Annotated in this window: 15 protein-coding genes; all 15 read left to right on the top strand. The window is 48.8% G+C overall.

Annotated elements, in window-relative coordinates; genetic code table 11:
- A partial coding sequence (locus tag ACJMLT_RS02810) for an HlyD family efflux transporter periplasmic adaptor subunit (RefSeq protein WP_405726271.1) occupies positions 1-443 on the top strand: 443 nt, incomplete at its 5' end.
- 73 nt (positions 444-516) lie between these two features.
- Positions 517-1,236, top strand: a complete 720-nt coding sequence (locus ACJMLT_RS02805) for a YggS family pyridoxal phosphate-dependent enzyme (protein WP_405726268.1) — start codon at positions 517-519, stop codon at positions 1,234-1,236.
- A 30-nt stretch (positions 1,237-1,266) separates the two neighbouring features.
- Entirely contained in the window at positions 1,267-1,794 is a 528-nt protein-coding gene (locus ACJMLT_RS02800) for a cell division protein SepF (protein ID WP_405726265.1), read from the top strand.
- Between the two features lie 15 nt (positions 1,795-1,809).
- Complete coding sequence (locus ACJMLT_RS02795) at positions 1,810-2,091, top strand: YggT family protein (RefSeq protein ID WP_405726262.1); 282 nt, start codon at positions 1,810-1,812, stop codon at positions 2,089-2,091.
- 1 nt (position 2,092) lies between these two features.
- Positions 2,093-2,887: a YlmH family RNA-binding protein gene (locus tag ACJMLT_RS02790; protein WP_405726259.1), complete on the top strand. Its 795-nt coding sequence runs from the start codon at positions 2,093-2,095 to the stop codon at positions 2,885-2,887.
- A 15-nt stretch (positions 2,888-2,902) separates the two neighbouring features.
- Positions 2,903-3,382 carry a DivIVA domain-containing protein gene (locus tag ACJMLT_RS02785; protein WP_405726256.1) on the top strand — a complete coding sequence of 160 codons (480 nt, stop codon included), beginning with the start codon at positions 2,903-2,905 and terminating at the stop codon, positions 3,380-3,382.
- Positions 3,383-3,512: 130 nt separating this feature from the next.
- Positions 3,513-4,001 carry a signal peptidase II gene (gene lspA, locus ACJMLT_RS02780; protein ID WP_405726253.1) on the top strand — a complete coding sequence of 163 codons (489 nt, stop codon included), beginning with the start codon at positions 3,513-3,515 and terminating at the stop codon, positions 3,999-4,001.
- 2 nt (positions 4,002-4,003) lie between these two features.
- Positions 4,004-4,918 (top strand): RluA family pseudouridine synthase, encoded by a 915-nt coding sequence (locus ACJMLT_RS02775; protein WP_405726250.1) that lies wholly within the window; start codon positions 4,004-4,006, stop codon positions 4,916-4,918.
- Between the two features lie 15 nt (positions 4,919-4,933).
- Positions 4,934-5,863, top strand: coding sequence for an aspartate carbamoyltransferase catalytic subunit (locus tag ACJMLT_RS02770; RefSeq protein ID WP_405726247.1), 930 nt, complete (start codon positions 4,934-4,936; stop codon positions 5,861-5,863).
- Positions 5,860-7,131, top strand: a complete 1,272-nt coding sequence (locus tag ACJMLT_RS02765; protein WP_405726244.1) for a dihydroorotase — start codon at positions 5,860-5,862, stop codon at positions 7,129-7,131. Before ACJMLT_RS02770 ends, ACJMLT_RS02765 begins: the two co-directional genes overlap by 4 nt.
- Positions 7,132-7,154: 23 nt before the next feature.
- Positions 7,155-10,721 (top strand): chromosome segregation protein SMC, encoded by a 3,567-nt coding sequence (gene smc / locus ACJMLT_RS02760; RefSeq protein ID WP_405726242.1) that lies wholly within the window; start codon positions 7,155-7,157, stop codon positions 10,719-10,721.
- A 476-nt stretch (positions 10,722-11,197) separates the two neighbouring features.
- On the top strand, positions 11,198-12,160 hold the full coding sequence (gene ftsY / locus ACJMLT_RS02755; RefSeq protein WP_405726274.1) for a signal recognition particle-docking protein FtsY: 963 nt from the start codon (positions 11,198-11,200) through the stop codon (positions 12,158-12,160).
- A 2-nt stretch (positions 12,161-12,162) separates the two neighbouring features.
- Positions 12,163-12,891, top strand: a complete 729-nt coding sequence (locus tag ACJMLT_RS02750; RefSeq protein ID WP_405726239.1) for a suppressor of fused domain protein — start codon at positions 12,163-12,165, stop codon at positions 12,889-12,891.
- 125 nt (positions 12,892-13,016) lie between these two features.
- Complete coding sequence (locus ACJMLT_RS02745; protein WP_405726236.1) at positions 13,017-13,568, top strand: RNA polymerase sigma factor; 552 nt, start codon at positions 13,017-13,019, stop codon at positions 13,566-13,568.
- Positions 13,555-14,292: a hypothetical protein gene (locus tag ACJMLT_RS02740; RefSeq protein ID WP_405726233.1), complete on the top strand. Its 738-nt coding sequence runs from the start codon at positions 13,555-13,557 to the stop codon at positions 14,290-14,292. The genes ACJMLT_RS02745 and ACJMLT_RS02740 overlap by 14 nt, the downstream gene beginning before the upstream one ends.
- Positions 14,293-14,421: the final 129 nt, after the last annotated feature.

The following is a 14,421-nucleotide window of genomic DNA, read 5'->3' as shown; positions in this document are numbered from 1 at the left end:
TCGTAGAAGGGCTGAAGATCCCCAATGATGCCATCGTGGAAAAATCCCTGATCCGGATTCCCCGTACCTGCCTGACAGAAAGTATGGGCAGTGACGGTGTGCTTCTGACAAAGGGGGAAAAGACCCAGTTTACAGATCTTTCCATTGTGGCAAGCGATGACGATGCCGTATATATTGAGCAGGAAGGGGCAGCCGTGAAGATCGGGGATACCATTCTGCAGGGCACGGGCGAAAACGCGGTGCAGTATACGGTTTCGGAACTGGAACCCCATGCCGGTGTGTATGTGGCAAACAGTTCTGTGGCAAATTTTGTTGTGATTGAGATTCTGGAGCAGAATCAGGAATATGCCATCGTAAAAGCGGGCAGTGTTACAGGACTGCAGCCCTATGATACCATTGTTTCCGATGCAAAGAATATCAAGGAAGGCGACAGCGTTTACTAATATCAGCGGTGATTGCGAGAGTGTGAAACAATCGGCTTTCCAATACAATTCAAAAAAGAAAGAAGGCAATAACATGAGTGTAGCTGAAAATATCAGAGAGGTAGAAGCGAAGATCGCGGCGGCAGCGGCGAAAAGCGGCAGAAAGGCAGAGGATATCCTGCTGCTGGCAGTCAGCAAAACAAAACCCGTGGAGCTGATCGGGGAAGCGGTGCAGGCCGGCTGTGTTTCCCTGGGGGAAAATAAGGTGCAGGAGATCATGGAAAAATATGAACCTATGATGGAATATGCACCTGCAGGGGATCGCATCCACTGGCACCTGATCGGTCATCTGCAGACAAATAAGGTAAAATACATCATCGATAAGGTAGATATGATCCACTCTGTGGAAAGCCTGAAACTGGCGGAAGAAATTGAAAAACGCGCAGCCCAGAAAGATGTTGTGATGGATGTGCTGATCGAAGTAAACATGGGCGGCGAAGAAAGCAAATTTGGCGTAGCACCCGAAGAAACAGAGGCTTTGCTGAGAGAGATCGCAAAGATGGCGCATATCCGTGTGCGTGGGCTGATGACTGTTGCGCCTTTTGTGGAAGATCAGGAAGAAAACCGCGAAGTTTTCCGTCAAATGAGAGAATTACTGGTTGACATGAACAGTAAAAAAATTGATAATATAAAGATGGATACATTGTCCATGGGCATGACCGGTGACTATGAAGTAGCCATTGAAGAAGGGGCTACCATCGTTCGCGTAGGGACAGGTATTTTCGGTGAAAGATATTATCCCAATAAAGGATGAGTAATAGAGAGAGCTTAGGAGGAACTGACTGTGGCTAAAATTTTTGACAAAATGAAAGATCTGATGTTTGGCGAATACGAAGATGATGACGATTACTATGAAGATGATTATGTGGCAGCTCCTGCGCCCGTAAGAGAAACACCTTCCTACGGTCTGAGAGATACAAGTGCGGATTATCCCGTATCTCCCGCACCCCGCAAATCTTCTGCAAGAAGCAGCAATAACCCTCAGATCTACAGTGTGAATACAAACGTAACAATGCAGGTAGTGATCATCAAACCTGAATGCTACGAAGATGCACAGGAAATCTGTGATCAGATCAAAACAAAACGTCCCGTTGTGGTAAATCTGGAAAAAGTGGAATATCCCGTGGCACAGCGTATCATGGACTTCCTGAGCGGCACATGCTATGCACTGGAAGGCGCGATCCAGCGTGTTGCTAATAACATTTTCATCATTGCTCCCGAAAATGTGGATATCTCCGGTGATTTCAAAGAAGAATTAAAAACAAAAGGCGTTCTGCTGCCTTGGATGAACGGCAACAGCAGCGCCAGATAAGGTGGTTTTATAGAGATGGAAGCATTGCTGGTACAGGCAATCGGTCTGTTTTTCTATTTTCTGGAAATTCTGATTTTTATACGTATCATCCTTTCCTGGGTGGTCAGAGGGTACAACAGTGCCATCGGCCGCTTTCTGTATAACATGACAGAACCCATTCTGGGCCCTGTGAGAGAGATGTTAAGTAAGTCCCCTCTGGGCGGTGGCTATGGGCTGGACTTTTCCCCCATCTTTGCGCTGATCCTGATGCGACTGGTGCAGACACTGCTGATCAGCGGTGTGCAGATGATTTTCTGATATGATGGATCGACAGGCACTTTTAAAAAGCATCCCCGACGGGGAGGAACGGCTGCTCTTTGCAAAAGCGCTGGATCAGGCGATTTTCGCCACGAAGCGCAGACAACCTGCCTTTTCGGATTTCATGGACAGGGCAAAGTGTGCCCGTTTCGCAGAACGTATGCGAGGCCTCCGTGATCTGAATGTGGTGCTGTTTGGCGGCACGGAAGATTGCGAACGGCAGATGATGGGTTTTTCGCTGGCAGAAGAAGAACTGGCAGAAGAAGAATTTCCCATCAAGATCATTAAAATAAGAAGAAAAAGTAAAAAATTCGGACAGGCTGACCTGAGTCACAGAGATTATCTGGGTTCCATCCTTGGGCTGGGCATCGACCGCAGCAAGGTGGGTGATATTCTGGTGGCAGAGGATACGGCGGTCTGTTTTGTGGCGGAGGAAATCGCGCCATATATCACAGCTGTGCTGGAGCAGGTCTCCAAAACTGCAGTCGTTGCAGAGGAGACGGAGGGGGCGGATGCCGTACCCCGGCGCCAGACAGAAACAAAACGATTGACGGTGGCTTCCCTGCGACTGGATGCTGTGGCGGGAGAGGCTTTCCACCTTGCACGGGGCAAGGTGCAGACGCTGATCGGTGCGGAAAAGGCACAGGTCAACTGGAATATCGTGACCAATACGTCCCATCAGTTGAAAGAGGGCGATCTGGTTTCCCTGCGGGGCTTTGGGCGTTTTCGCATCAAGGAGATTGGCGGGAAAACCAAAAAAGACAGGACAGCATTGGAAATTGAAAAATATATTTGATAAGGAGGGTTTTTCGTGATCACACCGAACGACATCGCGACAAAGGACTTTAAAAAAGTAGCTGTGGGCTATTCTCCCGAAGAAGTAGATACTTTTCTGGATGATATCTACGAAGATTATGAGAGACTGTATAAAGAAAGCCTGAAAGAAAAAACAAAAGTGGAAACGGTTGCGGAAGAAACAGACCGCTTCAAGAATCTCGAAAAATCCATCGAACGCACACTGAGCTTTGCGGAATCCGCAGCGGCGGAAACAAAAGCAGCTGCCCAGGCAGAAGCAGAATCCATCCTCAGTGCAGCAAAAACACAGGCGGCAGAGATCATCAGCGCAGCGAGAACAAAATCCTACGAACTGGAACAGGAGATCGCAGCACTGGAAAGCCGCTACGAACTGATGAAAACAAGAGTAAAACTGCTGTTGTATGCTGAAATCGAACTGCTGGATAAAAACGAAATTCTGGCAGAAAAAGAAGCAAACGCAGAAACAACAAAATAAGAAAAGATAAGCTGCGGCAGAAAGTGAACACATTTTTTGCCGTGGCTAATTTTTGTTTTTGGGGATAAGTGATTTTTGCCCCGAAAACTACATTTTAAGGGTGTTTTTCGCCTTGAGAGGATGAGAAAGTTTGAATATTTTACCAATCATTGCAGTTATTGTATTGATTTTATTGGATCAGGGAACAAAACTCTGGGCATTGGCCAGTCTGAAGCCGATCCACAGTATGACATTGATGGAAGGCTTTATGGATCTGACCTTTGTGGAGAACAGAGGGGTTGCCTTTGGTATGTTCAGTGGACAGAGATGGTTTATCCTGTTGCTGACAGGGATCATTGCTGCAGGGCTGATCTGGTTTTATGTGACTATGCCGAAAAAGAAAGAGTACTTTCCGCTGAGAGTTTCTCTGGTGCTGGTACTTTCCGGTGCCGTCGGCAATATCATTGACCGTTTGTTCCGCGGCTATGTGGTAGATTTTTTTGAATTTACGTTTTTTGAATGGCCTGTGTTCAATGTGGCGGATATCTATGTGGTGGTCGGGGTCATCCTGCTGGCGCTGATGATCATTTTTGTTGTGAAAGACGAAGACCTTGACTTTAAGAAGAAAAAGGATGAATAAGTATGGATTATTTTACATTTGCGGCAGAAAAAGAAGATGTCGGTACCAGAATCGACGTGTTTCTTGCAGATAATATGGAAGACCTTTCCCGCAGCGGCGTACAGAAGCTGATCGATGAAGGTATGATCACGCTGAACGGCGGAAAGACAAAGGCGAATTATAAACTGAGGGAAAAAGACATCATCGATGTGACCGTTCCAGAAGTGAAAGAAGTGGAAATCCTGCCCGAGGATATCCCTCTGGATATTTTATACGAAGACAGCGATGTGATCGTGGTGAATAAGCCTCAGGGCATGGTGGTGCATCCTGCCCCCGGCCATACCAGCGGTACACTGGTCAATGCGCTGATGTTCCACTGCGGCGATGATCTGAGTGGTATCAATGGGGAAAAACGCCCCGGCATCGTGCATCGTATCGATAAGGACACCTCCGGTGTGCTGATGATCGCCAAAAATGATATGGCACATCAGTCTCTTGCGGCACAGTTGGCGGAGCACAGTATCACCAGAAAATATAATGCCGTTGTTTATAACGGTTTCAATGAAGACGAGGGCACAGTGGATCAGCCCATCGGCAGAAATCCGCAGGACAGAAAGAAAATGGCGGTGACCCAGAAACACAGCCGTCATGCGGTGACCCATTATCGTGTCATTGAAAGAATGGAAAAATTCACACTGATCGAGGCGCAGCTGGAAACCGGCAGAACCCATCAGATCCGTGTGCACATGACTTATATCGGTCATCCCCTTTTGGGTGACCCTGTCTATGGCCCGAAAAAACAGCCCATTTCTCTGGAGGGACAGGCGCTGCACGCAAGAGTGCTGGGCTTTATCCACCCCAGAACAGGGGAATATATGGAGTTTGAGGCGCCTTTGCCGCCTTATTTTGAAGCATTGCTGGAACGACTGCGCAAATAAGTGGGAGGAAACAACATGCCGCTGAGAAGTAAAGACTTTTTCGGCCTGCGGGATATGACCGCGGAGGATATCCGTTATATCCTTGGTACGGCCGAAACAATGAAATATATCATGAATCAGAAGTCCAAAAAGGCACCCCATCTGCAGGGGAAATCTGTCATCATGCTGTTTTATGAACAGTCTGCCCGTGCGAAACTGGCGTATGAACTGGCGGCTCAGCATCTGAGTGCCAATGTCATCGATATGACAAATTCCGTTCATTCCATCGAAATGGAAAGTCTGCAGGATATGGGTCAGCTGATCGACCAGATGGGGGCGGATTTCATCATCCTGCGTCATCCCATGGCCGGTGCGCCCAAGCTGCTGGCGGACTGCGTGGAAGCATCTGTCATCAATGCAGGGGACGGCTTCAATGAAAACCCAGGCCAGTCTTTGCTGGATCTTCTGACCATCAAGGAACAGAAGGGTGACTTTGAAGGGCTGAAGGTGGCCATCATTGGGGATCTTCTGCATAGCCGTGTTTCTAAAAGTAATATCTGGGGTCTGACAAAACTGGGCGCTGAGGTCAGCGTTTCCGGCCCCCCTACACTGATGCTGCCGGAAATCGAAAAATTCGGTGTCAATGTTTGTTACGATGCCAGAGAAGCAGTCAATAATGCGGATGTTATCCTGACTACCCGTATGCGTATGGAATCTCTGGATAAAATTTTCCTGCCTTCTCTGGATGAATATAAAAAATTCTTCCGTATCGATGAAAAACTGCTGAAATATGCGAAAAAGGATGCTATTGTTATGCATCCCGGCCCCATTCAGAGGGGGATCGAAATTTCTCCCGGTGTCATCGACAGTAAGCAGTGTATCATCAATGACCAGATTGCCAACTCCGTAGCAGTGCGTATGGCTATGTTCTATATCCTTTCTCAGGTGGGAGGTGCATTCAAATGAAAACCATTCTGAAAAACTGCAGACTGCTGGGAACTTCTCATGATAAGGACATGCTCCATGATATTTTCGTAAAGGACGGCGTGATCGAAAAAATTGGGCGGGATCTGGAAGAAGAAGGTGCCAAGGTTTTAAATGTGGGCGGACATATGGTATTGCCCGGACTGATTGATATGCACTGTAATATCTGTGACCCCGGACATGAATACATCGAGGATATCGCAACGGTTTCCAGAGCGGCTCTCCGCGGCGGATTTACGACCATCACCTGCGAACCCAACACCACACCTGCCATTGACAACAAAACGGTTGTGGAATATATCGTTTCCAAATCCAAGGAAAAATCTCTGGTGAATATTTATCCTTATGGCAGCATGTCCATTGGCTGTCTGGGGGAACAGATGTCGGAGATCGGTGAAATGTTCAATGCAGGGATCGTTGGTATTTCTGACGGGGATGAATTTACGGATTCTGCGGCATTTCTGAGAAATGTCATGGTTTATTCCAAGATGTTTGATCTGCCCATCACGACTCATTGCGAGGACAGAAGCCTTTCTGCCAGAGGTGTCATGAACGAAGGCTATGCGGCGGCCTGCCTTGGTCTGGCAGGGATGCCCAGAGAGGCGGAGGAAGTGATCGTTGCCAGAAATCTGAACCTTGCGGAACGTACCGGTGCCAGATTACATATCACCCACGTCAGCACAAAGGGTTCTGTGCAGCTGATCCGCGAAGCAAAGAGCCGCGGAGTCGGCGTGACCTGCGAAACCTGTCCCCATTATTTTATTCTGACAGAGGATGCCATCGGGGATTATGATACTTTGGCAAAGGTGAATCCTCCCCTCAGAACGAAGGAAGATGTGTTTGCCATTATTGACGGCATTGTGGACGGCACCATCGATGTGATCGCATCGGGACACAGTCCTACAAACAGAACGGAAAAAGAAAAGGAATTCGATCAGGCGGCTTATGGCATTTCTTCTCTGGAAACCACCTTTGCCCTCAGCTATACCCATCTGGTGGAAAAGGGATATATCACGGTGGAAAAACTGGTTGAAATGCTTTCCGAAAAGCCTGCGGAAATTTTGAAACTATACAACAAAGGAATGATCGCGGAAGGCAAAGATGCAGATATCATTGTGGTGGATTTTATGGAAACCCACCGCATCGATCCGGAACATTTTGCTTCCAAAGCAAAATTTTCTCCCTTTGCGGATGAAGAAGTCAGAGGCAAAGTCCTCTATACCATGGTTGGCGGTAAGCTGCTGACCTAATCTTACAAATGAGGTGTAAATGAATGTATTTGAAACGATTGGATCTACAGGGTTTCAAATCCTTTCCTGAAAAAGTAAAACTGGAATTCAATCCCGGCGTGACGGCGGTCGTTGGGCCAAACGGCAGCGGCAAGAGCAACGTTTCCGATGCGGTGCGCTGGGTTTTGGGGGAACAGAGAGCAAAAAGCCTGCGCGGCGACAAGATGGAGGATATCATCTTTGCGGGGACGGAAAACCGAAAGCCGCTGGGCTTTGCGGAGGTTTCCATCCTGATCGACAATCAGGACGGCAAGCTGCCTCTGGAATACAGCGAGGTGCAGGTGACCCGAAGGGTATTCCGCTCCGGCGAGAGTGAATACCGCATTAACGGTACCGCCTGCAGGCTGAAGGATATTCAGGAACTGTTCATGGATACGGGTGTTGGCCGAGAGGGGTATTCCATCATCGGGCAGGGGCGTATCGATGAGATTTTGAGCGCAAAAGGCGATGACCGCCGCCGTATTTTCGAAGAAGCGGCAGGGATCGTAAAATATAAAACAAGAAAAAACGAAGCCGTTCATAAGCTGGAAAAGGAACAGCAGAACCTGCTTCGTGTGGATGATATCATTGGGGAACTGGAGGTGCAGGTTGACCCTCTGGAAAAAGCCAGTGCAAAGGCAAAGGAATATCTGCGCCTGAAGGAACATCTGAAACAGGCGGAAACAGAGGCTTTCTGCAAAGATGCGGAACGCATCGGCACACAGCTGGAAAAACTGGAGCAGGATGAAGCCGCTGCCAGAGAACAGATGGCAGACAGTACGCAGAAAAGCGACAGTGAAAGAGAAAAAGCCCTTTCTATGCGGGAAAAGGCAGAGGAACTGGATGCCCTCCTGCAGCAGCAAAATGACGAAATGACAGAACTGCGGGCAGAAATGGAAAAAACAGAAGGCGAGATCCGTCTGAGGGAAGAACAGAAAGCCAACGATGAAGCCAATATCAGTCGTATTCGGGAAGAGATGGCGGAAAAATCCCGCAAGCAGCAGGAAAATGCAGCAGAACAGGCAACTTGTGTGAGCAAGAGAAATGCGCTGAAGCTGGAAATGGATCGTCAGCAGAATGCGCTGGATGCATTGGAAGAAACATACGCATCCCTGAGCACAGCCCTGACTCAGGACGAAAGCAAGGCGGAATCCTTCAAGGATGAAATCTTTGAACAGATCCGCATCGGCACAGAAGCCAAGGGGGAAATCTCCAAGCGGGAAGCCATGAAAGGGCAGTTCCTTGCCAGAAAAGAACAGCTGCTGACGGAAAAGGAATATACGGAAAGCAGACTGCATCAGTTTTCTGTGCATCTGCAGGCGTTGGAAAAACAGGAAAATGACCGCAGAGAGCATATTCGTTATCTGGAACAGGAACTGGATGCCCTGGAACATGACAGAAGCCACGCGGTGGAACAGAAACAGCGGGCAGAAGCCAGCCTTTCCAGACAGGAAAAGCGGATCTCCGAGACTCGTTCCCGTCTGTCCCTCTTGATGGAAATGGAAAAAGAGCATGAAGGCTTTTATAACAGCGTAAAAAGTCTGCTGAATCTGCAGGATGCGGCAGAAAGAGGAATCTGCGGTGCAGTAGGCCAGCTTTTGAAGGTGGAAGAAGCCTATGAAACGGCCATTGAAGCTGCATTGGGCGGTTCACTGCAAAACGTTGTTACAGAAACGGAAGAAGATGCAAAGGATGCCATCAACTATCTGAAACGGAACAATCTGGGGCGTGCGACGTTCCTTCCGATTACCGCTATCAAGGGCAGACCATTGGAAGGAAAAAATGCCATTATGGCAGAGGTTGGCGTCATTGGTACAGCCTATGATCTGGTTACCTTTGATGAAAAATTCCGTCAGATCGCCCTGAACCTTTTGGGGCGGATCATTGTGGTGGAAAATCTGGATAAAGCGGTACAGTTGGCGAAAAAATACCGCCATCAGTATAAACTGGTCACACTGGAAGGGGATATCCTGAATCCCGGCGGTTCTATGACCGGGGGTTCTGCCCAGAAAAAGGCGCTGCATGTATTCGGCAGAAGCAGAGAGATCCGCAATCTGCGGGAAGCACTGCAGGCAGCCACGGATGAAGCATCCATGATGCGGGAAAGACTGCTTCTGGCCAATGATGATCTGCAGGAGATCGAAGACGAAACCGTTGAAAAGAAAATGGAACTGCAGAAGGTCATGGTGACTTTGAACAGCGGCAGCGGCGAAAAGGAAAAGACTCTGGCAGATCAGAAAGAAGCGGCAGAAAAACTTTCTCTGCTGCAGCTGGAAGAAAATCAGCTGACAGAACAGCTGGATGCAGCAGAAGGGGAAATCGAAACATTCCGCAAGGCGGAAGAAGATTCCCAGAAGGCCATGCAGTTCGCTACAGAACAGCTGGAAGCTTTCCAGAACAGCCTGAGCGGTGAAAAGGAAGAACGGGATGCCCTGATGGCAGAGATCACCCAGAAAAAAATCGACCTTTCCTCTGCAGGTCAGAGCGTTTACAGTATGGAAGAAACGCTGCTGCGCCTGCAGGAAGAAGCGGCAGAACTGGAAAAGGAACAGAAGAAAGCGGCCGAACAGGCAGCCTTCTATGAAAAGAATACCGACCTGAGACAGGAACAGCAGGAAGACCTGAAACAGAAAGGGGAAGCTCTTTCCAGACAGGCGGAAGACCTGCAGAACAGCCTGAACGAAACAGCGGCAGAAAAGAGCCGAACTGCCGAATCCGCGGTGAACGCAGAAGCGGCAGCAGCCGAATGGAAGGAAACGGCAGGCAAACTGGAAAATGAAATCTTCCGTATTTCCACCAGAAAGGAAAAACTGGAGGAAGAAAAACAGCGGATCACCGACCAGATGTGGGAGGAATATGAAATGACCCTTCGCATGGCGCGGGAATACGTGGAAAACCTGCCCCAGGATATGGAAAAACACCCTGTAAAAGAATGGAAGAATAAGATCCGTGAACTGGGTGATGTAAACGTCGGCGCCATTGAGCAGTATCAGGAAGTGAAGGAAAGATATGAATTCCTGACTGCCCAGCGGGCAGATATTCTGGATGCGGAAGAAAAACTGCGCCAGATCATCGAGGAACTGTCTCAGCTGATGGAAAATCAGTTCAGAGAGCAGTTTAAGGTGATTTCCGAAAACTTCAGTGAAGTGTTCCGGGAAATGTTCGGTGGCGGTAAGGCCTATCTGAAATTGACGGATGCGGACAATGTGCTGGAATCTCCTATCGAGATCGTGGCACAGCCCCCCGGCAAAAACCTGCAGAATATGCAGCTCTTATCTGGTGGCGAGAGAGCATTGACGGCCATTGCCATCCTGTTTTCTATCCTGAAAATGAAACCTTCTCCCTTCTGTATTCTGGACGAAATTGAGGCGGCGCTGGATGATGCCAACGTTAGCCGCTATGCTCGTTATCTGAAGCAGTTTGCGGAGGAAACACAGTTTATCGTCATCACCCACAGAAAGGGCACCATGGAACATGCCGACGTGCTCTACGGTGTAACGATGCAGGAAAAAGGGATTTCTAAATTGATCTCTGTGAGCTTTTCTGAAGCGGAACAGAGTATAACAGCATAAATTTAAAAAAGGAGATTGAAAAAATGGGCTTATTTGATTTTTTCAAAAAGAAACCAACAGAAGAAACACCCGTGGAAGAACAGCGGGAAGGCGTTGTAGAGATCGACGGCGTGGAAGTAGAAACCGACGTGGAAACGGAAGAAATTTCCGCAGAAGAACTGGAAGCGGAATCTGAGATCGAAATCGAATTTGTGGATGAAGACGGCGAAGAACTGCTGACAGCGGAAAACGAAGACGAAGCAGAGGCGGTGCTGGAAGAACTGACAGACATGGCAGGCGAAATTCTGGCAGAAAAACCTCTGGCGGAGGATGAAGTTATTGTTTCTCAGGAAGACGGCGAAGTTTTCACAGCAGATAATGACGAAGATGCGCTGGCTTTTCTGGATGCCCTTGCGGATGAATTTGCAGAAGAACTGGACGAAGAACTGCACCACGAAGAAGCGGAAGAAGAAAAAGAAGAACCTGCGGCAGAAGAAGTGAAGGAAGAAACGCCTGCAGCGGAAGAAGAAAAACCTGCGAAAGTAGGCTTTTTCGCAAAACTGAAAGCCGGTCTGGATAAAACAAGAAAAAATATCCTTGGCGGTGTAGACGGCGTTCTGGGGGCATTTACAAAAATCGATGAAGACCTCTTCGAAGAACTGGAAGAAGCCCTGATCATGGCCGATCTGGGCGTACAGACTACCATGGATATCGTGGAAAATCTGCGCAAAAGAGTAAAAAGAGAACATGCGACAGATCCTTCTGTCATCAAAGATATGCTGATCGATGAGATCACAGCTATTCTGGAAGAGGGTGCAGAGGAAGCGGAAAGCCTGCCTTCTCCTTCCGTACTGCTGGTCATCGGCGTAAACGGCGTTGGGAAAACAACGACCATCGGGAAACTGGCTCATAACTATAAAGAAGAAGGCAAGTCTGTCATGCTGGCAGCAGCAGATACCTTCCGCGCGGCGGCCATCGACCAGCTGGAGATCTGGGGCGAAAGAAACAACGTTCCTGTGATCAAACAGGCGGAAAATTCCGACCCTGCAGCGGTTGTGTTCGATGCAGTTCATGAAGCAAGAAAACAGAACGCAGACCTGCTGATCTGTGACACCGCAGGCCGTCTGCATAACAAGAAAAACCTGATGGAGGAACTGAAAAAGATTGCCCGTGTTATTGAGAGAGAATATCCCGCTGCCCATAAGGAAGTTTATCTGGTACTGGATGCAACCACAGGCCAAAATGCCCTGCAGCAGGCAAAACTGTTCAAAGAAGTGGCGGATATCACCGGTATTGTTCTGACAAAACTGGACGGCACAGCCAAGGGTGGTATCGTGGTTGCCATCAAGAGTGAACTGCAGATCCCCGTTCGTTATATCGGCGTGGGTGAAGGCATCCATGACCTGCAGAAATTCGATGCGGCAGAATTTGCCGGGGCATTGTTTGGCAAGGAGGTGTAAAAGTGTCCGAAGAAAGCAAAAGCTCCGTATACGAATACGGCGATTTGGAAGAAAGAACAGAACGCAGACCTGCGGCGGTGACTCCTTATGAACAGGAGATCTGTCAGCACATGGAAGCCCTGTTTCCCAAAAGAGAAACAAGGGTGTACCGTGAGATCGATTCTGAATTTCTGAGTGTGAATGTTTTCGTGATGAAAGCACCCACAAAGAAGGATTTCCATGTCATTTATACCACAGGCATGAGCGCACTGCCCATGCAGCTGCCGCAGGAATTCCTGCCCCAGTATAAGGATCTGGAACGGGCAGAACTGCTGCTGTTCCTGCCTGCGGAATGGGATATCCTGACGGGCTATGAAACAGACAAGGACGTGCCCGATCACCTCTGGTGGCCGGTGAAGCTGACCAAATATCTGGCGCGTTTTCCCCATGAATTCAAAACATGGCTGGGCTGGGGGCATACCCTGCCCAACTCTGCGGATTTTGTGCCCTATGATGAAAGCACAAAACTCTGCGGTGCTATGCTGGGGGCGCTGCAGGAAAATATCAGTATGTTCCGCGCGGAAGACGGCACACAGATCAATATGTACTGTGTGATCCCTCTGTATAAAGAAGAAATGGAATACCAGAAAACAGCCGGTACAGAAGCGCTGATGCAGAAGCTGGCGGTGCTGAATGGCTTCGGGATGATCGTATTTCCGGACAGACCCAATGTTTGTGCAGCAACTGAATAAAAAGGAATCATTCGGGGAGAGTGTATTACACTTTCTCCGAATTTTTTTTGCAGAAAAATAGAACCTTTTTCTTCTTTTTTCTCTCTTATCAGCAGATGTACATCAAAACAGAAAGGAGGCCTGCTATGGAAGAAGCATTGGTCAGACGCCTGCAGGCAGGGGACGAAAGTGCCTTTGACGAACTCTTTGCCCTGTATCAGAAGCAGGCCGTACGCACTGCCGCCCTCATCACAGGGGACAGAACATTGGCAGAGGATACGGCGCAGGAAGCCTTTGTGCTCTGCCTGCTGCATATTCGGGAACTGCGGGAGCCTTCCCGTTTTCGCCCGTGGTTTTTCCGTACCCTGACCCGCTGCGCGTGGAAAGGGATGGGGGAAAAACTGCCGGCCGTGGATTGGAGCGAAGCCCTGGAACAGGTCGGCGCAGCAGACAGTTATCCCAGTGAAAAGGAAGAAACCTACGAGAAACTATATCGGGCGCTGGATGGTCTGGGCAGAAAACAGCGTACCACAGTGATTCTCTATTATTTCAATGACCTTTCGATCAAAGAGATCGCAGAGGCCACAGGCGCACTGGAGGGAACGGTGAAAACAAGGCTTTTTGCAGCCAGAAGGCGGCTGAAACAGGCACTGGAGGCAGACCGGCAGAAGGGGGAAGTTGTTTATGAAAGAGTTTGATACGCTGATGCGGCAGGCTTTGACGGAAAGGGTACGGGACGTGGAACCTTCCCATGACCTGCTGAAAAAGATCCGCACAGAGGCAGAGGAGAGAAGAAAGGAGAATGGTTTTATGAAATTCAACATGAAGAAAATGGTAACAGCGGCAGCGGCGATCTGTGCCCTCAGCGTGACCTGTTATGCAGCTGGTCATCTGGGCGGTGTGCTTTCCAGCGGCACAAATAACATCAGAACGTTTGCAGGCATGGAAAAAGCAGAAAAGAAACTGGGCTTTGATGCCAGATATGTGGAAACCTTTGCAAACGGCATGACATTCCAGCATGGCGGTACAGGCGAAACGCAGGGGCAGGATGAAGACGGCAACCCTATGGGGGAAACATACAAAACAATGACCGTTTCTTATGCCGACGAAAAAGGGAATAGTGTGACGCTGCTGATCGATGGCGGCAGCCCTTATGCCGATGCAGGCGTGGAAACAACAGAGGGCTACAGCAAGGATACCTTCCTGTTCCTGCCCAATGAAGACGCGCTGACAGAAGAATACAAAGCCATGCAGGATGCAGGGGAGATTTATATTTCCTACGGCACAGCGGAAGAAGAATGGAACGTGATGGAAAACTATAGCTGGGAAGAAGATGGCGTGTATTATTCTCTGACTGCTGCGGATTGCGGCTTGGGCGAAGAGGAACTGGCGGCTATGGCAGCGGAAATTATGGCGGAATAAGAATGGAAAAGAAAGGCAGCTTCGGCTGTCTTTTTTTGTCGCCGTTTTTTTCGTTTCCGTTCTGCAAAAACGACAGGTTTCGCCGTTTCGCCGTCCTATAATCATAGGTATGGAGGAATTTTATGGAAC

This window comes from Anaerotignum sp., assembly GCF_045122575.1.
Classification (GTDB): domain Bacteria; phylum Bacillota; class Clostridia; order Lachnospirales; family Anaerotignaceae; genus Anaerotignum_A.
Note: the sequence above shows the minus strand (reverse complement) of the source record. Positions and strands in the feature narration are given on the sequence as shown.